The sequence below is a fragment of the Asticcacaulis benevestitus DSM 16100 = ATCC BAA-896 genome (genome assembly GCF_000376105.1).
Lineage (GTDB): Bacteria > Pseudomonadota > Alphaproteobacteria > Caulobacterales > Caulobacteraceae > Asticcacaulis > Asticcacaulis benevestitus.
Map to the genome: position 1 here is coordinate 15,048 of NZ_AQWM01000015.1, position 25,737 is coordinate 40,784.

The 25,737-nt window shown below is 59.8% G+C and carries 15 protein-coding genes; 11 read left to right on the forward strand and 4 right to left on the reverse strand.

What is annotated here, in order from left to right:
- Positions 1-14 precede the first annotated feature (14 nt).
- On the reverse strand, positions 15-2,825 hold the full coding sequence (locus B060_RS0114580) for a TonB-dependent receptor (RefSeq protein ID WP_018082535.1): 2,811 nt from the start codon (positions 2,823-2,825) through the stop codon (positions 15-17).
- 261 nt (positions 2,826-3,086) lie between these two features.
- Between B060_RS0114580 and agaR the strand changes: the two genes are divergently transcribed.
- Positions 3,087-3,881, forward strand: coding sequence for a transcriptional repressor AgaR (gene agaR / locus B060_RS0114585; protein ID WP_018082536.1), 795 nt, complete (start codon positions 3,087-3,089; stop codon positions 3,879-3,881).
- Positions 3,882-4,028: 147 nt separating this feature from the next.
- Here the strand turns inward: agaR and B060_RS0114590 are convergent, their stop codons facing one another.
- Together B060_RS0114590 and B060_RS0114595 are read right to left on the reverse strand one after the other, a co-directional pair.
- Positions 4,029-5,951, reverse strand: coding sequence for an NPCBM/NEW2 domain-containing protein (locus tag B060_RS0114590; protein WP_018082537.1), 1,923 nt, complete (start codon positions 5,949-5,951; stop codon positions 4,029-4,031).
- Positions 5,952-5,958: 7 nt separating this feature from the next.
- Positions 5,959-7,044: an amidohydrolase family protein gene (locus B060_RS0114595; RefSeq protein WP_018082538.1), complete on the reverse strand. Its 1,086-nt coding sequence runs from the start codon at positions 7,042-7,044 to the stop codon at positions 5,959-5,961.
- 146 nt (positions 7,045-7,190) lie between these two features.
- On the opposite strand from B060_RS0114595, the gene B060_RS0114600 reads away from it, so the two are divergent.
- The 6 genes from B060_RS0114600 to B060_RS0114625 all read left to right on the forward strand — a co-directional run bounded on the left by B060_RS0114600 (position 7,191) and on the right by B060_RS0114625 (position 14,738).
- Positions 7,191-9,275: a glycoside hydrolase family 36 protein gene (locus B060_RS0114600; protein WP_026172860.1), complete on the forward strand. Its 2,085-nt coding sequence runs from the start codon at positions 7,191-7,193 to the stop codon at positions 9,273-9,275.
- Between the two features lie 13 nt (positions 9,276-9,288).
- Entirely contained in the window at positions 9,289-10,209 is a 921-nt protein-coding gene (locus B060_RS0114605) for a DMT family transporter (RefSeq protein ID WP_018082540.1), read from the forward strand.
- Between the two features lie 216 nt (positions 10,210-10,425).
- Positions 10,426-11,736: a D-tagatose-bisphosphate aldolase, class II, non-catalytic subunit gene (locus B060_RS0114610; RefSeq protein ID WP_018082541.1), complete on the forward strand. Its 1,311-nt coding sequence runs from the start codon at positions 10,426-10,428 to the stop codon at positions 11,734-11,736.
- Positions 11,729-12,892 (forward strand): SIS domain-containing protein, encoded by a 1,164-nt coding sequence (locus B060_RS0114615; RefSeq protein ID WP_018082542.1) that lies wholly within the window; start codon positions 11,729-11,731, stop codon positions 12,890-12,892. The genes B060_RS0114610 and B060_RS0114615 overlap by 8 nt, the downstream gene beginning before the upstream one ends.
- Before the next feature lie 8 nt (positions 12,893-12,900).
- Positions 12,901-13,884, forward strand: coding sequence for an N-acetylglucosamine kinase (locus B060_RS0114620; protein WP_018082543.1), 984 nt, complete (start codon positions 12,901-12,903; stop codon positions 13,882-13,884).
- A gap of 152 nt (positions 13,885-14,036) precedes the next feature.
- Positions 14,037-14,738 (forward strand): endo alpha-1,4 polygalactosaminidase, encoded by a 702-nt coding sequence (locus B060_RS0114625; protein ID WP_018082544.1) that lies wholly within the window; start codon positions 14,037-14,039, stop codon positions 14,736-14,738.
- Here B060_RS0114625 and B060_RS0114630 read toward each other — a convergent pair whose 3' ends face one another.
- Entirely contained in the window at positions 14,739-17,453 is a 2,715-nt protein-coding gene (locus B060_RS0114630; RefSeq protein ID WP_236621573.1) for a glycoside hydrolase family 3 C-terminal domain-containing protein, read from the reverse strand.
- 801 nt (positions 17,454-18,254) lie between these two features.
- Between B060_RS0114630 and B060_RS27235 the strand changes: the two genes are divergently transcribed.
- From B060_RS27235 to B060_RS24705, 4 genes are all read left to right on the forward strand, one after another.
- Positions 18,255-18,395 carry a hypothetical protein gene (locus tag B060_RS27235; protein ID WP_023447296.1) on the forward strand — a complete coding sequence of 47 codons (141 nt, stop codon included), beginning with the start codon at positions 18,255-18,257 and terminating at the stop codon, positions 18,393-18,395.
- Between the two features lie 426 nt (positions 18,396-18,821).
- A complete protein-coding gene (locus B060_RS0114635; protein ID WP_201768081.1) occupies positions 18,822-20,453 on the forward strand; it encodes an alpha-L-fucosidase in 1,632 nt (543 codons plus the stop codon).
- Between the two features lie 52 nt (positions 20,454-20,505).
- Positions 20,506-23,145, forward strand: a complete 2,640-nt coding sequence (locus B060_RS24700; protein WP_018082547.1) for a beta-mannosidase — start codon at positions 20,506-20,508, stop codon at positions 23,143-23,145.
- Entirely contained in the window at positions 23,145-25,727 is a 2,583-nt protein-coding gene (locus B060_RS24705) for a glycoside hydrolase family 3 C-terminal domain-containing protein (protein WP_018082548.1), read from the forward strand. The genes B060_RS24700 and B060_RS24705 overlap by 1 nt, the downstream gene beginning before the upstream one ends.
- Positions 25,728-25,737 lie beyond the last annotated feature (10 nt).

Sequence of the window (25,737 nt, forward strand, 5' to 3'; positions counted from 1 at the left end):
TGACCGGGCAAGGCTTAGAACCTGTAGCTTACGCCCAGCTTGTAAGAGGCGCCATAACGGTTATAGCCCTGCGGCAACAACGGATTGCCGTTGATGCTGTAGGTATTGGCTTCATCGAGCAGGTTTTGCCCTTCGAGTGATATGTCGAGACTATCGTTAACCTTGTAGGACGCGTGGGCTGTAACCCAGGTGATTGGGTCAGACTGTTCATTGTAGCCCGCGCCCAACACATTAATCGCGGTCACGAAGCCATCGGTATGATCGCCGGTAAGGCTCAGCGACACCTTACCGTGATCATAAAACACACCAAGCGAATACACGGACGGTGCTATGCCTTCGAGCGGACGTTCTTCATCGCCGACCCAGCTTTTGGACCAGTTTCGGGTATACTGCGCGCGCACGCCTAAACCGTTGTCAAGGAAGTGTTGCAGGCCGATTTCTATACCCTTGACCTTGGCGTAGTCACCGTTGATCGGGCGGCTGATATTAAACAGATGACCCGGCACACCGATGTCCTGACCCGGCTCCCAGCTCCTGGTGATCTGATCTTCGATGTGCTTGCTGAAGGCCGCAAAGTTGAGTATCGAATTCTTGCTGAAGTACCATTCCAAGGAGGCGTCGAACTGATCAGCCGAGTAAGGCTTCAAAGCGGCGTTACCGCCATAGATCTGAGTAAATTCGCCCCAGGAAATGCTCTCAGTCGTGTTGGTCGGAGCCAGCGTCTCGACCGACGGACGCGCCATGGTCCTGGCGGCGCCAAGGCGCAGGCGCAGCTCGTCTGTGATGCGGTAGTTGAGATTGGCCGACGGCAGGATGTAGGTATACTTGTTGTCTTGTTGCACCGAAGTTGGGTCGGCATAGACGGCTATAAAGTTGAAGGCGCCGTTTTCAATGATGTCGAGGATCTTAGCGTCCCAGGCCTGAGCGGTCGTGTTGGTTTGTACAACGCGCACGCCGACATTGCCGCTCCAGCGCTCACCTTCAAGATTGGCCTGGACATAGCCCGACCAAGTCTTTTCCCCAACGCGGTAGCTTTGCAGTGGATTCCAAACGGGCGCGGCGGCTGCGTAGTCGTAAGGTTCGCCGTCCAGTCGCAGGTTGCCATCATAGCCGGCGAGGGCTTTTTGATAGCTGGCGATATCGAAGGCCAGGAAGGTCCGCGGGAAATTGCCGCTCACCTCACTCATGAAATTCGGCAGGCTGAAACTGTGCGAAATGACATCGGCGTTGAGATCGCCGACATTGATAGCATTATCTCCGGAGTAATAGTCGGCGCCGCCGGTCAGGGAGTTGTTGACGAGGTCGCGTGACTTTTTCCGGTCGGTGTAGTTGAGACCAAATTGCAGGCTGTCAAACCAGGATTTGCCGACCTGCCACTTGCCAGAGAAGGCGGCGCCGTTGATTTCGTCGTCAATATTATCACCCGCCAGCGAGAAGTAGTGGGTGTTGAAATCGGAGTCGGTGAATTGGCCCTTTGCCAGACCGCTGGCGAGATCGCGGCCGTCATCAAAGTTGACTGTGACGTTCGGCACATAGGCGCCGGTCAGTTCGATATGGGCCGTATTGGCCTGGTTCATGCGCAGCACGACATAGCTGTCCTGGCCACCAGAATGGCGCGAGGAGGTCGAGCGATAAAGATCGCCGGTCAGGGTCAGGCTATCCGAGACGTTCCATGCCGCGTTGACGCCATAAAGGCTGGTATCGACGACGCGATACGAGGTTTGATTGAGCAGTTCCGGATTGAGGCGCATTTCCGGATCGGGATTGTCCATATCGAAACTCGTGACGATGCCGTTCTGGATCTGCATGTTGGACCAGCGGCCGGGCGCATAGAGCGGATAGAAGGACTGCTGATAGCCGACTTGAGGCGAGTCGAGCTTGGTCGTCAGACCGTCCACGACCAGTCGGAAATTATCGCTAGGGCGCCATTCCAGCTTCGCCGTATAGGCGCTGCGCTTCTTCTGTTCGAGGATCGAGCCGACGCGGAATTGCCCGGGCGCGATCAGGCCATATTCGTCTTCGTCCAGTTTACCATTGTTGTTGGGATCGATATTGCCGCCCCAGGCATTGCCGTACCAGTCGGTGTCCGGCACCGGATTGCGCGTCCAGCCGCCGTCATTGCCAGCTATATCTGTTCGGTCGTCGCGTTCTTCGAGGACGACGCCAAGCAACACGCCAAACTTGTCGTCGGCAAAGGTGGTGCTGTAAACGCCCGACAGCTTCTTACCATCAAGGTCCGACATCTGGTTGCGGTCGCCTTCAATGCGGACGATGCCGTGCGGGCCACGCTTGTCGAAGGGGCTTGCCGAGCGCAGATTGATCAGACCGCCGATGGCGCCTTCGGTGTTGGCGGCTTCCGCGCCCTTGATGACGTCAGCGCCGCTGATCACGTCAGAGGGCAGCACGTCGTAGGCGAAATCGCGGCCGGCGCCGTCGGTGGCCAGAATGCGGCCGTTGAAGGTCGACAGCGTGTATTCGGGGCCAAGACCACGCACGCTGACCTTCTGGCCTTCGCCGCCCGCCGTGCGCGAGATGGATACCCCAGTGATGTGGCTGAGAGAGTCGGCGACGTTGTCGTCAGGGAACATGCCGAGTTCCAGGGCGCTGATCGAGTCCTGAACCGTGGTGGCGTCGCGCTTCAGTTTGACGGCGCGGGCGACGCTGCCGCGCACCCCTACGACGACCACCTCCTGTATCGGCTCATCGCTTGCCGGTTCAGGGGCGGGGGCTGTCTCTTGGGCCTGGCTGAGGGAGGCTGCGAAACTGAGGGCCATGACGGCCGCACTGGATATGAGCCATTTTTGATATCGGGACGTGGTCAGCATGCGTGTGTCTCCTTGTGTCGCAAATGGGCGGGCTGGCGCCTTCCCTTATGTTGCGATTTATGTACGGTTTCGTCTGCATGTCTAGATTATCTTTCGTTTTATATGTCATTCGAAACAAAAACGAAGCAAAATTGACACATTTTTCGTATCTGATCCTATTCTGGCCGCGTTGGGAATGGCGGCGAGGTTGAAATTCCTCCACAATTGAGTGATAAGCGAAACCTCAGGCGCGCCGGGGTGCGTCTTACGAAGGTTAAGACTATGGCGGAAGATTCCGTAAGACTGACGCGCGACACCTCCGAGCGTCGGCGTGACATCACATCCATGCTCAAGTCGCGCGGCAGCGTTCAGGTGGTGGCGCTGTCAGAGCAATTCGGCGTATCGATGCAGACGATCCGCAAAGACCTGCATTATCTTGAGGAGCACGGAATCGCCACGCGCGCTTATGGCGGCGCGATTTCCTCAGAAGTGGTGACGGTCAATGCCGAGCCGCCGATCGAGACCAAGCGCGTGATCCACACCGAGGAAAAGGAGCGGATCGGGCAATTGGCCGCCGGCATGGTGCAGCCGGGTGATTCGATCATGCTCGATTCCGGCACCACGGCACTGCAGATCGCCCGCTTTCTGCCGGATGATGAGGATATCACCGTTGTCACCAATGATTTCGGTGTCTTGTCAGCCTTGGCGCAGAAACGAAAGATAAAGATCATCATGCTGGGCGGCGAGCTGCGCCGCAAGAACATGGCCTTCTATGGCGCGCAGACCGTGGCGGCGCTCGATGAGCTGCTGCTCGACAAGCTGTTCTTGGGTGTCGATGGTTTCGACGTCGAGCGGGGTATCACCACGCACCATGAACCGGAAGCGCAACTGAACCGCAAGATGGTCGAGACGGCGCGTCAGGTCATCGCTGTTACCGACTCGTCGAAGTTCGGCAAGATATGCCTTCACCGCATCATCGATATCAGTGAAATCGACGTTCTGATCACCGACGCCGATGCGCCCGAGTTTATTCAGGAGGCGGCGGAAAAGCTTGGGTTCAAGCTACATCTAGCGTAATAGATCGGACGCATACCTGAGAAGCATCACGTCGATAAAGCCGCGGTTCGTAAACACGTAATATTGGAGTGTTGATTGCGTCGACATATCTCCAAAATGTGTAGATGAGCCTTGGGGCATGGCAAGCTGATCGGCCGTACGATGACCTTACTTTTTCAGCGCCGCATCGGCCCAGGTGACAACCAGCGGCAGGTCGCTGGATTGGGCGGTGTTGCGCACAACCAGTTCAACGATCTTCACATCGACAAGGTCGGCTTTTAAAGGTTGCGCTTCCTGCCCATAAGCAGCCGTCGCTTCGGTCAGCAGACGGCCGTCGCCGAAGACCTGAAACACCACCTTGTCTTTCAGGTTGCGCGTGCTGTCATCGATGCCGACCTTCGCCTCAAAGCGCGTGTAACCCGTGGCCCTCACCTCCAGGCGAGAATTGGCCAGGATACCGATGCCCGACAAAAACGCCTGCCCATTGATCTTCAAGGCCTGGTCGTAGGGCGTGGCATCGGCCTGGGCGCCGCCCCAGCCGGTGTAGGTCGGGCGTTCGCCGCCATTGATCGTGGCGCCCCACGGATTGCTCATGCGGTGGACGATCGGATCGGGCTCCGGCGCGACGATGCCGTCACGAGCCACATTGAGGGCGCCGGGTATCTCCGACAGGTAGAAGCCATCAGGGAGTTGTCGCTTGCCCCTGGCCTCAAAGACACGGGATTCGCGCGGCTGCAGGGTGATTTTCAGTTCGCCTTTCAGCGTCAGCGCCGCCTTTGACCACAGGTCGGTGAGAGCGACGTCGCCGATCATCTTCATCTGCTCAGGTGTCAAGGTGACATCCGCTGGCGCCAGTCCGCGATTGAACAGCAGCACGCCCTTGGTGCCGGAATCACTCAGCGTCTTGACGAAGATCTGCACGTCGTCGGAATCGTACGCCAGCACGGCCTGATGGCCGCCGCTGTCCTGATTGAGGCGGATGATATCCTTATTGGCCCAGATGTTCATCAGTTCCGGCGGGGCGTTGCGCAGGTCATAGCCGATCATCAGCGGGGCATTGATCATGGCCCACAGTGAGAAGTGGGTATGTGCCTCGGTCAGATGCTTTTCGTCGAAATCGCCATGACCTACGAACAGCATGTCGGGGTCGTTCCAGTGACCCGGGCCGGCATAGAGGGCGCGCGTTGAGGCGCTGTCGAAGGTGTGCAGCATGCGCGTCCATTGCGGTGTGATATCGCCGCTGGTCCGCCACAGATTACCGACCTCCTTGCCCCATGACCGCACATCAGCGGAGCCCCAGGCACAGATCGAGAAAATGTAATCGCCGTCCGGATTACTGCTGGCCAGGGCATCCGCGACCTCCTGATAGAGGGCGCGCACGGCCGGAATATTGGTGCGGTTGATGCTGGTCTGATCGATCAGCGGCGGAAAGCCGTTATACTTGTACTGCTTAACCACAGCGCTATCCGGCGCATAGACATTGAGGCCGCAGGCATCGACCTTGATATAATCGAAACCCCAGTCCCCAAAGTACAGCTTGATATCCTGCTGGACATGACCGAGCAGGCCGACCTGACGTTCTGCGGTCGTGCCTTCGGGCAGGTTGGGCGAATGCAGGTCATAGGCCTGTGAGCAGGCATTGCCGCCGATATCGCTGTAGATGCCGGCCTTCAGACCCATGCTATGCAGGGTGTCGGTGAAGGGGCGGAAGCTTGACGTCTCGCTGCCCTTGATCTTGGCCGACGGGAAGATCTGGGTACGCACCTGCATGCGGTTATCGCTGGTCCGGCGTTTCAGCCACCAGCCGTCGTCGATATTGACATAGGTGTAGCCGAGGTCGCGCAGGCCACTATCGACCAGCACCTTGGCTGTGCCCATCACCTTGGCTTCGTCGATCTCGGTGTGGAAAGCGTTCCACGAATTCCAGCCCATTGGCGGGGTAGGGCTGCGTCCCGCCGTGGCGCCGGTCCAGCGACCGGCGGGGGCCAGCGGATCAATGGACGCTTGTGCAGCGGTTGCCTGCGCCATGGCGGTTTGAGGGAGCGTAGGCGCTGTCAGCAGGGTGAAGGCGAGGAGGGTGGCCTTGAGCATGATGATCCTACTTACGGATAAATTCGCGGCGGGCGTTGGCGTAGTAGATCTTGTCGATTACGCTTTTTGGCAGGGCCAGGCCTTTCGGATCGGCGTCTATATCATCGACGTGCTGCGTTTCGGGCGTGGCCAGATAGGTCCAGTCGCCCAGCCAGTAAGCGTGCGCCGTCGTCTTGAAGGCGACCGTGTCCTCGCCCGGATTGAGCGTCAGGTCGGTGCCGTACATGATGCGGTCCTGGTAGGTGATGAAGAAGGTGCGCACCTTGTCGTAATCGCGCACCGACTGATACTGGATCTGCGTCATGCGCGCCGCCAGCTCGATATTGGCATTGGGGTGGGCATCGAGGAATTTGGCCGCCTCATCGACGCTCCATTCCAGACTGCCGACGTGGGCGCCAACAAAGGCAAGGTCGGGGTGGCGCGTCACGAAGCGATCGCGCGCCGCCATCAGGAATTCGTAGGTCGGCATCTCCGGATGGAGATACATGTAATACTCAGGATGGTGGCTGAAATATTCGCGGTCATTATTGGTTGTCATCTGGTCCATCGGCAGCCAGCAGTTCTTGGGCTCGGCCTGGTGGGCGATCAGGGGTTTCTTCGCGGCGATGATATGGGCGATGACCGGATCGAAGCGCGGATCATCAAGGAAGATCAGCTTGCTGTCGGCATCGCGCTCGATCATGCCGATATTCTTCCAGATCTTGACGGCGACAGCCCCCTGCTTGAACTCTGAATCGAGATGAGCGTTGGTGGTCTTGACCCAGTCCGCGCCGGTGAAGCCCTTCATGGTGAAGGTAGTGGCATAATGGAAGTGTTTCGGATCGGCGGTGTGGAATTTGTGCGCGGCGGCCGCCTGATCCTCGATCGACGGAAAGGCCGGATAGTCGACGTTGATCGACAGGATCTCGAAACCGTCGGCCCTGGCTTGATCGACAAAGGCGGGATCGGTGACATTGACGTGGACGTGGGCGTCGAACTTCTTCACGGCCGCAAAATCTGCCACGCTGTAACTGGCCTCGGTGGCGCAGGCGCCGGTGGCCATCAGGGCCGAGGTGGTGAGAAGGCTTATCAACAGACGGCGCTTGCGGATCATCAGTCGGCTCCCAATTGGCATGAAAACAAATAAAACGAAATTTAATGTTGCGTTTTCGTGTCTTTTTGTTTGCCTTTTTAATTTGACATATGCAAGATTAAAAATGAACCCTGCTGCAGATGACGGCCAACACGGAGGACAAACGCATGAAACCTCAAGGACTGACCTCTGGCGGCCTTCACAGGCGCGGACTGCTTTTGCTTCTGTCCGGTACGGTGATCGCCTCCGGCCTGATGGCACGTTCCGGCTTCGCACAATCGGCGGCCGTGGCCAGCTTTGGCGATGAGGTTATCACGCTCGATTTTGATCTGGGTCTCAACAGCCGCGTCAGCTTGCGCACCAAGGGCGCGGCGCGGGCCCTGACCGATTTTGCGCCATCGGAAACACTTACCCTGGTCGATGGCAAGAGCATCGACCGCTTTACATACAAGGATAAGGCGCAAAAACCGGTCAAGGATGCGCATGGCAAGGGCAGGGCGTTTACGATACGCGGCGTTTCGGCCGAAGGTGTCGAAAAGACCGTCCAGATCACCCTCTATGACAGCTATCCCGGTTTCGCCGTCACCCGCGTCACCTATCGCAACACCAAGTCCACGCCTCTCGATATCGCAAGCTGGACCAGCCACTCTCATATCCTTAAAGCCAGCGGCGCCGGCTTCTGGTCGTTCTCCGGTTCGTCACATGACGATCGCCGCGACTGGGTGCAGCCGGTCAAGGCCGGTTTCGACCAGCCCAATTTCATGGGCATGAATGCCTCCGATTATGGCAGCGGCACGCCTGTGGTCGATGTCTGGCGGCCGGATGCCGGTCTGGCGGTCGGCCATATCGAAACCACCCCGAAACTGATTTCCCTGCCTTTGATCGCCACGCCGGCCGGCGCGGGCGTCGCCATCCGTTACGACCATGCGGTGAAACTGGCCAGCGGCGACAGTCTGACAACGCTCGATACCTTTGTCACCGTGCACACACGCGATTACTTCTCCACGCTCGACACCTACCGCAAGGTCATGGCCGATCGCGGTCTGGCGGCGCCGAAACCGCCGGCCTCATCCTATGAGCCGGTTTGGTGCGCATGGGGGTATCAGCGCAATTTCACGGTCGAGGAGATTGAGGGCACTCTGGCCAAGGCCAGGGATGTGGGCTTAAAATGGGCGGTGCTCGACGACGGCTGGCAGACCTCCGAGGGCGACTGGCATCTCGACACCAAGAAGTTCCCGCGCAAGGATGCCGACATGATCGCCTTCGTGCAGTCGATCAAGGCGGCGGGCCTGCGGCCGCGCCTGTGGCTGGCGCCACTGGCCACCGATCCGGGCACGGACTTGCTGCACGATCACACCGACATGCTGCTGCTCAATCAGGACGGCGCGGTGCAAAACGTCACCTGGTGGAATGCCTTCTATCTGTGCCCGGCCTATCAGCCGACGAAGGATTACCACAAAGCGCTGATCAGGAAGATCATCGGCGAGTGGGGCTATGAGGGCTTGAAGCTCGATGGCCAGCATATGAATGGCGTCGCGCCCTGCTACAATCCGGCGCATAACCACGCGCGCCCGGAAGAGTCGGTCGAGCAGTTGCAGGATTTCTGGAAGCTGATCTACGATACGGCGCGCGAGGCCAATCCCGCAGCCGTCGTCGAATTCTGTCCGTGCGGCACATCTTACGCTTTCCACAATCTGCCCTATACCAACCATGTGCCGGCCTCCGATCCCTTGTCCTCGTGGCAGGTCCGCCTGAAGGGCAAATCGCTAAAGGCCCTGATGGGCGGGGACGCCGCCTATGCCGGCGATCACGTCGAGCTTTCCGATGGCGGTAACGATTTCGCCTCGACCGTCGGGATCGGCGGCATCGTCTCGACCAAGTTCGCCTGGCCCGGTCCGGGGCACGAAAAGGGCCAGAACTACCAACTCACGCCGGAGCGCGAAGTGGTGTGGCGCAAGTGGATTGGGCTCTATAACGACAAGCAGCTTGCCACCGGCCAGTATCGTGGCGAACTCTACGATATCGGCTTTGACAAGCCCGAAGCCCATGCGGTCGAGAAGAACGGCAAGCTCTACTATGCCTTCTATGCCGACACATGGACCGGCGAGGTCGAGCTGCGTGGCCTTACCCAAAAGCGCTACAAGCTGGTCGACTATTTTAACGACAAGGCGATGGGCGAGGTGACGCCGGTCGCCAACCGTCTACCGGCTCGTTTCGAGCGCTTCCTGCTGATCGAAGCCACACCAGTTTAATCGAGGGAACACCATGAACGAGCCCATGCCGGAAGGCGCACCGTCCGCGCTACCTGTCAGCAGCCATGGCAAGCGCTGGCTGATCTATGCTCTCGGCGTGGTGGGTTTGTGGGGCGTCTGGGGCGCCTTCACCGGCATTTCTGCGCAACGCGGCTTCCCGGAAACCCTGACCTACTGCGTCTGGGCTCTGACCATGATCCTGCCGGCGCTCTACGTGTTGTGGAAGGCCGGCTGGAAGCTCGATCATAACCCGCGCGCCATCCTCTACGGCCTTGTTATCGGGCTTTTGGGCGCCGGCGGCCAGATGGTGTTGTTCTATGCCGTCAATACGGGGCCGGCCTATCTGATCTTCCCGGTGATATCGCTGTCGCCGCTCGTCACCATCCTGATGTCGGCCCTGTTCCTCAAAGAGCGGACAACGAAACTGGGCCTGCTCGGTGTCGTGCTGGCCCTGATCGCGCTGCCCATGTTCGACTTTTCGCCGGATAAGGGCTTTTCCTTCATGAATGGCGGGGTGTGGTTTCCGCTCGCCCTGATTATCATGGCGTGCTGGGGCGTGCAGGCCTATTTCATGAAGCTGGCCAACAACTCCATGACTGGCGAGAGCATCTTCTTCTACATGATGCTGACCGGCCTGATGCTGATTCCGGTCGCGCTTATGATGACGGACGTCTCCAAGCCGATCAATTTCGGCCTCGACGGCCCATGGCTGGCGGCGGGTATCCAGGTTCTCAATGCCATCGGCGCGCTCTGCCTTGTCTTTGCCTTTCGCTATGGCAAGGCCATAGTGGTGGCGCCGCTGACCAATGCCGGCGGCCCGTTGGTGACCGCGGTCATTTCGCTCATCGTCGCCAATATCATTCCCGGGGAACTGAAGATCGTCGGTCTTGTTCTGGCGGTGATCGCCTCGGCCCTGCTGGCTCTGGCGGCCTGAGCCATTTCCTTTCTGTGCCGCGCTCGGCCGGTCTTGTTCCCCAAGGCTGGCCTTTTGTGTCTGTTATTTCTTTTTGTAACCTTTCTCACGGGGCGCAAAGGCAGTTTTCGGCAGAATGATCATTTTACATGTTTCGTTTTCATTGTTTTGGTTGCGTTGTCGTCGTCAAAGCGCTAGGGTTGGCGCAACATCCATTCCTCTTCGTAAGGAAATCCCATGAAGGCCATGCTCGATCTGGTCGCCAGGCATAAGGCTGGCAAGGCCGCTGGCATAACGTCGGTATGTTCGGCCCATCCGCTTGTCGTTGAGGCGACCTTTGCCCATGCGCTCAAGGTCGGCGCCGATATCACCCTGATCGAAGCGACCTGCAACCAGGTCAATCAGGACGGCGGCTACACTGGCATGCAGCCGGCCGATTTCGTCGCCTTCGTCTACGCCATAGCCGATCGCGTCGGCCTGTCGCGTGACCGTATCGTGCTGGGCGGCGATCATCTGGGGCCGAACCCGTGGACCCACCTGTCTGCCGACGAGGCCATGCTCAAGGCCGAGGTTTTGATTGAGGCCTATGTCGCCGCCGGTTTCCGCAAGATCCACGCTGATTGCTCGATGTCATGCGCCGATGATCTGGTGCCGCTTCCGGAAGATACGATCGCCCGTCGTGCGGCACGGCTCATCGCCATTGCCGAAACAACCCACCAGCGCGTCGGTGGCGAAGCCCCCGTCTATGTGATCGGAACTGAAGTACCGGTGCCCGGTGGCGCACACGAAGACCTGCCGGAGCTGGAGGTCACCACGCCGGAAGCGGCGCTCGTCACGATCAACGCCCACAAGGCCATTTTCGCTGAACTCGGCCTCAATCAGGCCTGGCCGCGTGTCATCGCCACAGTTGTCCAGCCGGGTGTCGAGTTCGATCACCATAAGGTCATCGACTATAACCGCGCGAAGGCCGTCAAGCTCAGCCATGCGCTCGATAATCTCGATACGCTCGTTTTCGAGGCCCATTCGACCGATTACCAGACGCCGAAGGCGCTGAAGCAACTGGTTGAGGACCATTTCGCCGTTCTGAAGGTGGGGCCCGGTGTTACCTTCGCTTTGCGTGAAGCCCTGTGGGCGCTCGATGCGATCGAGCGCGAGTGGATCGCGCCTGCGCTTCAGTCCGGCTTCCGCGATGTCGTTGTCGAGCGCATGAAGGCCGAGCCAAAGAACTGGATCAAGTATTATCACGCCACCGGTGCTGATCTGCAGTTCGACCTGCAATATAGCCTGTCGGACCGCATCCGCTATTACTGGCCGGACGGCCAGATCACCGCCGCGCAAGAGGTGATGTTCAAAAACCTGACGCGCGGCGCGCCACCCTTGGCATTGGTCAGTCAGTATTTGCCCGATGCCTATGCTATTATCCGCGAAGGCGGGCTGAAGCTGACACCGGAAAATCTGGTCATCGCGCATATCGGCGCCACGCTTGATGCCTATTACGCTGCTTGTACCCCTGAAACTGTAAGTGCCCTGGAGTTGATTTATGCCTGAGACAGTCGCCCGTTTGGGCCTGGATGAAACCACTCTGGAAAAGTTGGGTGGCCTGTGGACGGCGCGTGAGATCGAACAACAGCCGGAGATGTTGCGCCAGACACAAAGCCTGCTGGTGGCGCAGCAAAAAGAGATCGACGCCTTCCTCGCCCCCTTGCTGGCGCGCAAGGTCCGCATCGTCCTGACCGGCGCCGGCACCTCAGCCTTTATCGGCGACTGCCTGGCCCCCGCGCTGTCGGCAAAGCTGAGGCAGCGCGTCGAGGCGATCCCGACGACCGATTTTTCCTGCGCGCCGCAGCTTTATTTCGAGAGCGATACGCCGACGCTTCTGGTTTCCTTCGGCCGTTCGGGCAATAGCCCCGAAAGTGTCGCCGCTGTCGAACTGGCCGATCGTTTCGTCACCGACCTGCATCACCTCGTCATCACCTGCAATGCCGACGGCGCGCTCGCCGGCTATGGCAAGGGTTCAAAAGGCCTGACCATCCTGCTGCCCGACGCCACCCACGATCGCAGCTTCGCCATGACGTCGAGCTTCTCCTGCATGATGTATGCGGGCCTGGCCGTCTTCTCTGGCATCGAAGCTATGCAGGGCCGTATTGACAGCATCGCAACGGCCACGCAGGGCGCGCTCAACGACTATACCACCATGATGAAGACGGCGGCCTCGCAGGGCTATGAGCGCATCGTCTATCTCGGCAGTCATATTTTCCAGGGGTTGGCGCGTGAATCCGGCCTTAAGCTGCTGGAGCTGACCAATGGCGCGCGCGTCACGATGTTCGACTCGCCGCTCGGTTTCCGCCATGGACCGAAGACGATCGTCAATGCCAAGACCCTCGTTGTCGTGTTCTTTTCCAACAACGCCTATACGCGCTGTTACGATTCCGACCTGCTCGACGAACTGCGCAAGGACAATGACGCCGCTCGCGTCATCGCCATCACAGCGCAGGACGGTGTCGGCGTCGAGGCCGCCGATACGGTGCGCATCCATGGCTTGGAAACGGCGGACGATACGGATCTGCTTTTCCCCTATATCATCGGGCCGCAGATCTTCGCCTTCCAGGAGGCCCTAAACCACAAGCTGACGCCGGATAAGCCCAATACGTCGGGCACGGTCAATCGCGTGGTGCAGGGCGTGCGGATTCACGAACTGGGGTAGTGTAGGATATGGGCTATCTTCTCGGCGTTGATGGTGGTGGCACCAAGACCGAATTCGTTCTGGTCGATCAGGGTGGGCGTGTCGTCGCCAGCCATCAGACCGGCACAAGCTACTATATCCAGATCGGCTTTGATGGCTTGCACGAGCTCTTGTCACAGGGCGTTCATGCCGTGCTTGAGCAAGTGGGCACCACGGCCGCCGACGTCGATCATGCCTTTTTCGGCCTGCCGGCCTATGGCGAGGATTCGACCGCGGAGGCCATGCTCGATGTGGTGCCCGAAGCCGTTCTCGGCCATCGCCGTTACACCTGTGGCAATGACATGATCTGTGGCTGGGCGGGTTCGCTCGGCGGCGCCGATGGCATCAATATCGTTGCAGGCACCGGCTCGATCGGTTATGGCGAACGACAGGGCTTGTCAGCGCGCGGTGGCGGCTGGGGCGAGGTTTTCTCGGACGAGGGTTCGGCGCACTGGATCGCGATTTCGGGCTTAAACGCCTTTTCGCGCATGGGCGATGGCCGCCTGACCAAAGGGCCGCTCTACGATATTTTCATGCAGGCCATGGATCTGAAAAATGATCTCGACATCTGCGGTCATGTCTTTGGCCGCGAAACACCTTCGCGCGACCGCATAGCCGCCATGTCGAAACTCGTGGCCGAGGCGGCGGAGCAGGGCGACCGCGTGGCGTTGCGCATCTTCGATTCCGCCGGTTACGAACTGGCCGCCATTGTCGACGCCATCCGGCTTAATCTCCACTATGGCGCCGATGAGCCTGTGGCCCTGTCCTATTCGGGCGGTGTTTTTCGCTGCGGTGCGCTTATTCTGGAGCCCTTCCGCAGGCACCTCAACAGCTTCTCTATGATGTACGATGTGCGGGCGCCTTTGTATTCGCCGGCGATCGGGTCGGTGATCTTCGCGGCGAGGAAGTCGTTGGGCGAGGTGCGACCGGAGTTTCTCGAAGCTCTGGCCAAGCCAGTGCCGGCTTCGTCATGACGCTGAAGGCCGCTTTTCCACCGATGTTTGTCGCTGTTACATGCCTCGCCGTCATTTTTACAGGATGCGGCGGCGGTGGCAGCAGCACGGGCGGAGGTGGGGCATCCTCCTCGTCATCGTCTTCATCAGCGGTTTCATGGTGGCAGCCTGATTTGAGCGCGACATGGCAATGGCAACTGACCGGCACGTTCAACACGAGCTACAATGTCGGCGTCTACGATATCGACCTGTTCGACACGCCTGCGGCCACCATCACCAGTCTGAAAGCCGCCGGCCGCAAGGTGGTGTGTTATTTTTCCGCCGGTAGTTCGGAAAACTGGCGCTCGGATTTCAGCCAGTTCACGGCCGCCGATCAGGGCACTCCACTTGACGGCTGGGCCGGTGAAAAGTGGCTGGATATCCGTTCCTCAAACGTCCGCACCATCATGGCGGCGCGACTTGATCTGGCGCGGGCTAAGGGTTGCAACGGTGTCGAGCCCGATAATGTCGATGGCTACGCCAACACGACCGGCTTGCCCCTGACGGCCGCTGATCAGATCACTTACAATAGCTGGCTCGCCGATGAAGCCCATGCTCGCGGGCTGGCGATCGGTCTGAAGAATGATGTTGGACAGCTGGTCGGAAAGTTCGATTTCGCCGTCAATGAGCAGTGCCATTTCTACAATGAATGCGGCGATTACCGCCTCTTCATCACGGCGAAAAAACCTGTCTTCAATGCCGAGTACGATACGCCTTACGTCACAAATGCCGGCGGGGCGCGCGATACCCTGTGTACCGCCGCCCGCACGGCGGGCTTGCGCACCTTGGTGCTGCCGCTCAGCCTAGACGACAGTTTCAGATATAGCTGCGACTGATTATCTCGGCAGCTTGGTTTCGCCGTCGATCGAAAACTCAGCCGACACCGCCTTGATATCATCGGGCTGGCCACCGCCAAGATAGACGACATAACGACCGGGCATGACTTTGCGCGCGCCGGCGCTATCGACTTGCGACAGGGCGCGGGCGTCGAGATCGAGCGTCACGCTTTGGGAGGCGCCAGCTTTCAGGTGGATACGCGAGAAGCCTGCCAGAACGGGACGTGCCGTATCGCCCGGCTTGGCGACATAGAGCTGCACCACCTCATCGCCATCACGTTGCCCCGTATTGCGCACCGTCACCGTAGCCTTGACGCTGTCGCCGGCCTTGATCGCGTTCCCGGACAGGGCCGGCCTATCGTAACCGAACGTCGTGTAGCTCAGGCCGTGGCCGAAAGCGTACATGACCGGCCCCTTAAAATAGCGATAGGTGCGGTGGCTCATCGCGTAGTCTTCGAAAGGCGGCAGATCGGCGACATCACGGTGGATGGTGTAGGGCAGGCGGCCGCCCGGATTGTTCTTGCCAAGCAGGGTATGGGCGATGGCCTCGCCGCCGGCCTGACCGGGATACCAGGCCTGCAGCACGGCATCGGCGTTTTGCTCAACCCACGGATCGGAGACCGGCCCCCCGGTCATGTAGACCACGACCAGCTTTTTGCCCGTCGCCTTGACGGCTTCGAGCATCGTTTTCTGCGCGGCCGGCAGGGCCAGACTGGTGCGGTCACCGCCGGAGAAACCGGGATAGTTGACCGCCATCTCTTCGCCTTCGAGATCGGGCGACAGGCCGACAAAGGCGACCACGACATCGCTGGCCTTGGCCGCCTCGACCGCGGCGGTAACCAGTGGCGCGGTGGGGGCTATCCAGTCTAGCGACAGGGCGCGGTCCTCGACGGCGCGGACGTAATCGATACGGATGTCATGCGGTTTGGTGTCGGTGAAGGTGATATCGACCGGCGCCATCGGTGGCTTGGCGCAGGCGTCGCCGCAGAAGGCTTGCTCCTTGCCGGCGGCTTGAGACAGCTCGGGTGTCACCACTAGCTTGCCGTCCACCCACACCTTGACGTTGGGCAGGGGCTGGCCCTGACGCGGTGCCGACATGCGGAAGCCGAGCTTATAATCGCCCGCCACCGGAGGCGTGATGACGCCGGTCCAGCGGATCGAGAAGCCGAGCGGCCTCATGCCTTCGGGCGCTGTGCGATAGAAGTCGAAATTGATGACCGGATCGATGCGGCTTATCTTCGCCGCGCCATCAAAGCTCGTGTTGTCGAAATACTCGCCCTTTAAGCCATGCGCTGAGCTATCGGCCGTCGGTTTCAGGAAGGTTTCCGGTACAGGCATCCGCATGCCGTCGATCAGCGGTGCGCCGGCGGCATAGGCCACCTTGTCCGCGCCGAAAGCCTGGCGCAGGGCGCGGAGCGGGAAGGACGGATCGACCGGCGCGCCGGTATAGTTGCCTTCAAGGCTTTGCAGCAGATCGGCATTGGGCCCGATGACGGCGATGCGCTCCGAGCCTTTGAGCGGAAGCACGCCCTTCGGGTTGCTTAAAAGCACCATGGCCTTTTCGGCGGCTTCGAGCGCCAGCGCCCTATGCGCCGTTGAATTGATGGCGCTGGCCGGGATCTGATCATAGACGCCACCGTCGATCAGGCCCATGCGGATGCGTCCTGCCATCAGGCGTTCCAGCGAACGGTCCATATCGGCTTCCGTCAACAAACCGCGCTTCACGGCGTCGGGCAGGGCCTGATAGGTCGGGCCGCAGTCAAGATCGGAACCGGCCTTGACCGCTGCGGCTGAAGCGGCCGCCGCATCGGGATAGAGCTTGTGGCCGGTGAACATATCATCGATGGAATCGCAGTCGGTGACGACGAAGCCCTTGAAGCCCCAGTCGTCGCGCAGCAGGTTTTGCAGCAAGGGGCTGCCGCAGGCCGGCGCGCCGTCGATGGCGTTATAGGCGCACATCAGCGAGTCCGCCTTGGCGTCCACGATCGCGGCGCGGAAGGCGGGCGTATAGGTGTCTTCGAGATCAAACGGCGACACATCGACATTAAAGCCGTGGCGCAAGGGCTCCGGTCCAGAATGGACGACGAAGTGCTTCGGCGTGGCGATGCCCTTGTAATAGAGCGGGTCGTCGCCCTGGATGCCGTGGATGAAGCGGGTCGCCATATGGCCGGTCAGGTAGGGGTCTTCGCCATAGGTTTCCTGGCCCCGGCCCCAGCGCGGATCACGGAAGATATTGATGTTTGGCGACCAGTAGTTGACGCCGTAATAGCGGTCGGTGCCGGAAGGATCGCGTTTTAGAGCGGCGTTGTGATTGGCGCGGCCTTCGGTGGCGATGGCGTCGCCGATGCGGTCCATCAGAGGTGCATCCCAGGTGGCGGCCAGGCCAATGGCTTGCGGATAGACGGTGGCGGATCCGGCGCGGGCCAGACCATGCAGCACCTCGTTCCACCAGCCGTAACGCTTCAGGCCAAGGCGCGGAATGGCCGGGGCGTTATCCTGCATCTGCGCCGCTTTTTCCTCAAGCGTCATGCGCTTGACGAGATCGCGGGCGCGAGCTTCCGGCGTCAGGTTTTTGTCGAGAAAGGCGCAAGATGCGCTGGCGCAGGCGTCTGGCGTCGCGGCAGTAGCGGCCATCGGCGACAGCATGACGGCCAGGCAGAGGGCGAGAGGTGCGGTGGTCATCAACAGGCGGTTTAGCGTGGGGGATGACAACATAAAGAGCACTTCCTGTGTAAGCTCGCGCCTCTGGGTGCGCCGTTATGTTAGCGGTATCATCGAAAGGCGGCGGCCGTCAAGACGATCTGCCGCGCATCTGGTCAGTTCGCTTCGAAGTCGATCGGATCGAGGATCAGCGCTCAGGAACTGGCTTTCCGCATTGGGGCCTGGCAGGTCGATGGCGGCGGTCGCTGATCCCCCGACGTTCACGCAGGTGAGGCGTGCGCGAAACTGTACCGAAAGGCTTTGGCCGACCTGACAGATGGAGATGGTCGCCTTTAACCGTTTCTGCAACAAACCTTTAAATTCAGGACGCCCTCTCAAGGCAAGATCGTGAATGTGTCATTACCTTTCGAGCCATCAGATTGCTTTGACAGAGGTTATTATCTCAAAGTGTGAAAATCATGGCTTTCTGCAAATTTTGTATCGCTGAAAATGTGATGGAAAAGCAACATGCACATGGCGAAATGCAGGCTCGAAGCGCGGACTTAGCGGCGCGATAATTCGGTTACGATTCAATCACTTTTTCTGTAAAAGCTTGAATCCAAATGTCATTGCGAAATCGTGATATGGCTAAAATGGTTATGACAACGCTAGGTTTTGGTTTTCTCGAATCTAGAAATATGACAGGATGACCAAACTAGGATTTGACGTATATCTTGTTTTATATGTAAGAATTGTTTCACCAGTGGCCGTGTACCGGGGAATTTTGGTATCAAAATGGTATTGGCAAAGGCTTTGACGGGTCCTGTGCACATGTATTGAAGCATTTCTGCCATGCGGGAAGATGGAGAATAGGGAATGAAGTTAAAATCTAATGCTTTGATGACCGCGTCTCTTACAGGCGTCCTGCAGCCTCCTTATACGACGGATGTCTTCCCGCTGTCGTGGAACAGTTGCGGCACGCGCCTTACCTTCGGCGTGACGTACATGATGCAGTAAAGCCTACCCTCTCCGCGCCGTGATGTCACGGCGTGGGGAGGTTTCTACCTGTGTTCTCTGGCCAGCGCGCTGTTTGCGCGTCTTGCCAGCGGGCGGCTTCTCACGATAGCTCTCCTCCCTGACTATCCCTTGATGAACCGCCTGAGATATCGATAAAATGTGTGTGTGGGTCGATATCATGAAGGCGCATTTGCGCTGGCCTTGAGAACATTGTGCGTTGCATTCGGCGGAGAACTTTCCCTGATTCCGCCGAATGCACGCTTCCTTTTGTAAGCGTTTATTTGACCGCAACCGACGCACACATCCTTGCTTTGCGAGCCCTTTACGGGCTTTGGTACAGCGCCTCATAAAACGAGACGCTGGTCTTTCTTTGCAAGGGTCAAGGCGTCTGTCCTGCCACCTTTGTTTGCCTGCCGGAGACTGCCCATGAAGCCCGTCGATCACCACACGATGTCGCGCCGTAATCTGTTAGGAGGGGCTCTAGGGATAGGGGTTTTGGCCGGGCTCGGTGTGCCCGCTCTGGCGCTGGCGGCCTCCAACGACAACACGACCCCGGTCGAGCGCGATCAGCAGTGGCTGAAGGCGACGCAGAAATATGCGCCTGAACGCAAGCGCTGGCTGGCCGAGGTCGACAAGGGTGATAACAACGGCCCGTTCCGACCGGACTGGGCGGCGCTGCAAGCCTATCAGACGCCGAAATGGTATGCCGACGCCAAGTTCGGCATCTTCGTGCACTGGGGGCTCTATTCCATCCCGGCCTTTGGCGGCGAATGGTATTCGCGCAATATGTATATCAAGGATAGCGCCGCCTACGAGCACCACATCAAGACCTACGGTCCACACACCCAGTTCGGCTACAAGGATTTTATCCCGCAGTTCAAGGCGGAAGCCTTTGACGCCAGCGTCTGGGCGAGGCTGTTCAGCGATGCCGGCGCGCGCTATGTCGTGCCGGTCGCCGAGCATCACGACGGGTTCTCGATGTATGACAGCCATCTGTCCGACTACACCGCCGTCAAGATGGGCCCGAAGCGCGACCTGCTGGCGGAAATTTCCAAGGCCGTGAAGGCGCAAGGCCTGCATTTTGCCCTGTCATCGCACCGCGCCGAGCATGACTGGTTCTTCGATGAGGGCCGCAAGTTCCCGTCGGACGTCTCCGATCCCGCCAATGCCGGCCTCTATGGCCCGGCCCAAAGCCGCCTCATCGGCGCCGGCGGTGATGTCGATCTCTTTGGCGACTACACCTATGTCTCGCAAGACTGGCTCGATGACTGGCTGGCGCGTCAGGCCGAGCTGGTCGAACGCTACGATCCGGAACTGGTCTATTTCGACTGGTGGATCGGCCAGCCCTCCTTCCGCAACACCCTGCCGAAATTCCTCGCCTGGTACTATAACAAGGCGGCGAAAGACGGCGGCTCGGCCATCGTCAACTACAAGCTCGGCGAATTCGCCGATGGCGCGGGCGTGCTTGATATCGAACGCGGTCAGGCGCCCGGCATCCGCAAGGACGTGTGGCAGACCTGTACCTCGATCAGCGACAAGTCGTGGGGCTATATCGAAAACGACACCTACAAGTCGCCGGAACAGCTTATCCACCTGATGGCCGATGTGGTGTCGAAGAACGGCAATCTGCTGCTCAATGTCGGGCCGCACGCCGATGGCCGCATCCCGGATGGCGCCAAAGATACGCTCCTGAAAATGGGCGCCTGGCTGAAGGCCAACGGCGAGGCCATCTATGGTTCGCGCCCTTGGGTCACCTTCGGCGAAGGTCCGACCGAGACGGCGTCGGGCACTTTCGCCGAGAGCAAGAGCCGGCCTTACACCGCGCAGGATTTCCGCTTCACGGTGAAGGACGACGTGCTCTACGCCATCGAGATGACGCGGCCGGCGGGAGAGGTGACCATCACCTCGATCCGCAGCGATTACCCGGTGAAAAGCGTGCGCCTCCTGGGCACCGACGCGGCCGTGGCTTTCCGCCAGACGGCAGAGGGCCTGACCCTGACCTTCCCGGTCAACGCGCCGGAGCAACTCGCCTACGTCTATCGTATCGAGACCCACTAAGCGCAGCTTTGCGCCAACGCTCTAAAAAATGACATCAAAAGAGGAAGCCTCCATGCTCAAAACCGCCAAATTCGGTCTTATTTCGCTGTCGGTTTTGTGGATGGCGACAGGTGTGCTGGCCGCACCGCCGCAGGTTCAGGTGATCGATACGGGCTGGAATTTCCGCATGGCGCCGGGTGATGAGGCCTTAAAGGCGCATCCGGACATGGCCGGCTGGCTCAAGGCGACCGTGCCCGGCACGACGCAGAGCGATCTGCTGGCCCTGAAAAAGCTGCCGGACCCCTACGTCTCGGATAACGAGGGCAAGGTGCAGTGGGTTGGTCTGTCGGACTGGCAGTACCAGACCGAGATCACCGTCACGGAAGCAACGCTCCAGCGCGATCACCTCGACCTGATTTTCGAGGGGCTGGATACCTTTGCGCAGGTCTCGGTCAATGGCCAGAAGGTGCTGGCCTCGGACAACATGTTCCGCACCTGGCGCGTGCCGGTGAAGGGCGTGCTGAAGGCCGGCGTCAATGTCATTACCGTCGATCTGGCTTCGCCGCTGAAGAAGATGAAGCCGCTGGTCGCCGACATGCCCTATGTCATGCCGGGCGCCTATGACTCGGTTTGGGGCGATGAACCGCTCGGTCGCAATTCCTCGACCTATGTGCGCAAGGCCGGTTATCACTATGGCTGGGACTGGGGTCCGCGCATTGTCGCGCTTGGTATCTGGAAGCCGGTGAAGCTGGAAGCCTGGGATGACGCGCGTCTGGCCGATTTCCATGTCGCGCAAGTTCATCTCGATGATCAGGTGGCCGCGTTAGAGGCATCGTTCGATATCCAGTCCGACAAGGTCCAGACCGTTACGGTCAGCGCCGATATCACCGCGCCGGATGGCACGGTCCAGACCGTCAAACAAGAGGTGTCGCTGTTCGCCGGCCTCAATCCGATCAGCGTGCCTGTGCAGGTGAAAAACCCGCAGCGCTGGTGGCCGGTCGGTTACGGCAAGGCCAATCTCTACACGGTCAAGGCAACAGTAACGCAAGGTGCGGACGTCATCGGACAGTCGACACGCAAGATTGGTCTGCGCACCACGGAAATCCGGCGCGAAAAAGATCAGTGGGGCAAGAGCTTCGAGATCGTGATCAACGGCGTGCCGGTCTTTGCCAAGGGCGCCAACCTGATCCCGTTCGACATGATCCCGACGCGCGTTACGGCGGCTGAGCAGGACCGGATGCTGCAATCGGCGGTCGACGCCAATATGAACATCCTGCGCATCTGGGGCGGCGGCACTTATCAGGATGACGACGTCTATGACAAGGCCGATGAACTGGGCCTGATGATCTGGCAGGACTTTATGTTTGGTGGCGCCATCATCCCCTATGACCGTGATTTCCGCGAAAGCACACGGGTTGAAGCGGTCGAGCAGGTCAAGCGCCTGCGTAATCACCCCTCGATCATCCTCTGGGCGGGCAATAACGAGGTTCAGACCGATTGGGAGAACTGGGGCGGCGGCACGGCCGATCTGAAAAAGAGCGTCTCGCCGGAAGAGCGCGATCGACTCGTCACCGGCATGGTGCGGATGTTTGATCAGGTGTTGCGCGGCGCGGTCGATCAGAATGCACCCGGCACTCCCTACTGGGCATCATCACCTTCCACCGACTATGACGGTGCGGCGGATCAGGACACGGACGGCGATCGTCACTACTGGAGCGTCTGGGGCGGCAAACCGGTCGAGGAATATCTCAAGGTCACGCCGCGTTTCATGAGCGAATACGGCCTGCAATCCTTCCCGGTCATGGCCACCATCAAGGCCTTTGCCTCGGACAAGGACATGCAACCGGAAGCACCGGTCATGCGCGCCCACCAGAAGTACGACAAGGGCAATGGCAACAAGCGCCTGATGCTCTATATCCGCAATAATTATGGTGAGCCGAAGACCTTTGGCGATTTCGTCTATCTCAGCCAGTTGATGCAGGCCGATGGCATCGAACTTGCGGCATCGCACCATCGCGCCAGCCGGCCGCAGACCATGGGCTCGATGTACTGGCAGCTAAACGACGTCTGGCCGGGCGCGTCCTGGGCCAGTGTCGACTATTACGGTCGCTGGAAGGCGCTGCAATTCCGCACGAGGCATTTTTATGCGCCGCTCACCGTCAGCCTTCTGCGCAAGGACGGCGTGACCGACGCCCATATCCTCTCCGATCTGACGACAGAAATGGCCCTGACCTGGCGCCTGCGCACGCTCGATTTCTCCGGCAAGCTGCTCAACGAAAAGACGGGTTCGACCACGGTGGCCGCCCTGTCCAGTCCTCTGGTTGGCAGCTATAGCGATGCCGAGCTTCTCTCAGGCGGCGACGCCAAAACGACCCAAGTCGTGTTTGAGCTTCTGGATGGCGATAAGGTGGTCGCGAAAACGTTTGGCTACACCGCCGCGACCAAGGCGCTCGACTGGATCGATCCGAAACTGGCAACCGCGATCAAACCGGCCGCGGGCGGCTTCGACATCACCGTGACCTCCAAAGCGGCGGCGCGCGGCGTCTGGCTCGATATCGGCGATCTCAAGGCCGACCTGTCCGACAATAGCTTCGATATGACCGGCGCAGAGACGTTGACGGTTCATGTCAAGACCGACGTATCCCTGGCCACCCTGAAGAAGACGCTGAAAGTCCGTTCCTATTACGGTTCGGCCGGTCCGGTGGCGAACTGATGCGTGCGCTTTCCATCTCCCTCCTGCTGACGGCTGCGTATATCCCCGCCGCTGTCGTGGCGAAACCGGCGGCGAAGCCCAGCTTGCCGCCGGTGGTCGCTCAGATGACGCTCGATGAAAAGGTCAGCCAGCTCCAGGCGGCCGCACCGGCCATCCCGCGTCTCGGCGTTACCGGCTATAACTGGTGGAACGAAGGCCTGCACGGTGTCGCCCGTGCCGGCGAAGCCACCGTCTTCCCGCAGGCTATCGGCCTTGCGGCGACCTGGGACATCGATCTGATGCACAGTGTCGGCGATGTGGTGGCCACCGAGGCACGCGCCAAGTTCAACACGGTGGGGCCTGACAAGGACCATGGCCGCTATCTTGGCCTGACCATCTGGTCGCCCAATATCAATATCTTCCGCGACCCACGCTGGGGCCGTGGTCAGGAAACCTATGGCGAAGATCCGCACCTGACCGGCGCGCTCGGCACTGCCTTTGTGCAGGGCCTGCAAGGGTCCGATCCACTGCATCCGAAAACCATCGCCTCGGTCAAGCACTTTGCTGTCCATTCGGGACCGGAAGCCGGCCGTCACGGTTTCGACGTCGATTCCTCGCCCTATGATCGCGAGGCCACCTACCTGCCGGCCTTCCGTCAGGTGGTAACCGAAGGTAAGGCGCAGTCGGTGATGTGCGCCTACAATTCGCTGCACGGTGTTCCGGCCTGCGCTTCGGATGACCTGCTCAATATCCGGCTGCGCAAGGACTGGAAGTTCAACGGCTATGTCGTGACCGACTGCGATGCGGTCGAGGACATGTACGCTTTCCACTTCTACCGCGAAACGCCAGAAGAGAACGCCGCCGAAGCCCTCAAGGCCGGCACCGATCTCAACTGCGGCACCTATTACAAGCACCTGAAAACCGCCGTCGAAAAGAAGCTGGTAACGCAAGGCCAGCTCGATACCGCCGTGACGCGTTTATGGGATGCGCGCACCAAGCTCGGTCTTGATGGTGTCGTCAGCCCTTACAACACGATCGGCGCGGATCAGATTCATACGCAAGCCGCCGCTGATCTGGCGCTGAAGGCGGCGCGTGAATCGATCGTGCTGCTGAAAAACGACGGCGTCCTGCCGCTCAAATCCAGCGCAAAAATCGCCGTGGTCGGCCCCAATGCCGATACGCTGGAGATTCTTCAAGCCAATTATCACGGCACTGCCATCGATCCGGTGACGCCGCTGAAGGGCCTGCGCACGGCGCTGGGCGCCGACAGGGTCGCTTATGCGCAAGGTGCCAATATCGCCGAGGGCGTGGCGATACCCGTTCCCGAAACCGCGCTCTCCACGGGTAAGGACGCGGGCCTTATTGGCGAATATTTCGACAATCCGGACTTTGCCGGCCAGCCGGTGCTGACGCGCATCGACAAGACGATCAATCTCGACCTCTACAATGTCGTGCCGGTCAAAGGCTTTGAAAACAAGCCTTACGGCGTGCGCTGGAGCGGTTACCTGGCCCCGCCGGCCGCCGGTGATTACCAGCTTAAACTCTATACCGAGCGCTGCTGGGAATGCGACAACCAGCACGATGCGCTCACGCTCTACATCGACGACAAGCCGGTGATCAGCGACAAAGGCGACGGCAAATCCTTGAGCGCGGATGTGCGTTTTGACGACACCAAACCCCACAAGATCCGGCTGGAGTTTAAACACACCGGTCAGGACTGGGGCGTACGTCTGCAATGGCAGGCCCCCGCTGACGCGCAGATTGCCGAAGCCATCAAGGCGGCGCAAACCGCCGACGCCGTGGTGGCCTTTGTCGGCTTGTCACCCGATATCGAGGGCGAAGAACTGTCGATCCTGGTGCCCGGATTTGATCGCGGCGACCGCACCGACCTGGCCCTGCCGGCGCGTCAGGAAGCCTTGTTGAAAGCTCTGAAAGCCACCGGCAAGCCGCTGATCGTCGTCAATCTGTCCGGCGGCGCGGTGGCGCTCAATTGGGCCAAGGACAATGCCGACGCGCTTCTGCAAGGCTGGTATCCGGGCGAATCCGGCGGCACCGCTATCGCGGAAACCCTGCTGGGCCAAAGCAACCCGTCGGGCCGCCTGCCGGTCACGTTTTATAAGTCGGTGCAGGATCTGCCGCCCTTTATCGACTATCGCATGGACGGTCGCACCTATCGCTATTTCAAGGGTGAGGCCCTCTATGGCTTCGGTTACGGCCTGAGCTACACCACCTTTAGCTACAGCGATATCCGCCTGTCGAGCGCGTCGGTGGCGGCAGGGCAGGGCGTGACGGTCACCGCCACGGTCACCAATACGGGCAAGGTGGAAGGCGATGAGGTGGCGCAGATTTATCTGACGCCGCCGGCCGACGCGCAGGGTTTGAACCACAGTCTGGTCGGTTTCACGCGCGTTCACTTGAAGCCGGGTGAAAGCCGTCAGGTGACCTTTGACCTGACACCGCGCGACCTAAGCACGGTCGATCGGCGTGGTAAGCGCGCCGAGACGGCCGGCACCTATGGCCTGTTCGTCGGTGGCGGACAGCCAAAGCCATCTGACACCCAAGACAAACTGACCCTTACGGGTTCTCAAGCCTTGCCGAAGTAGAGAGTTCGAT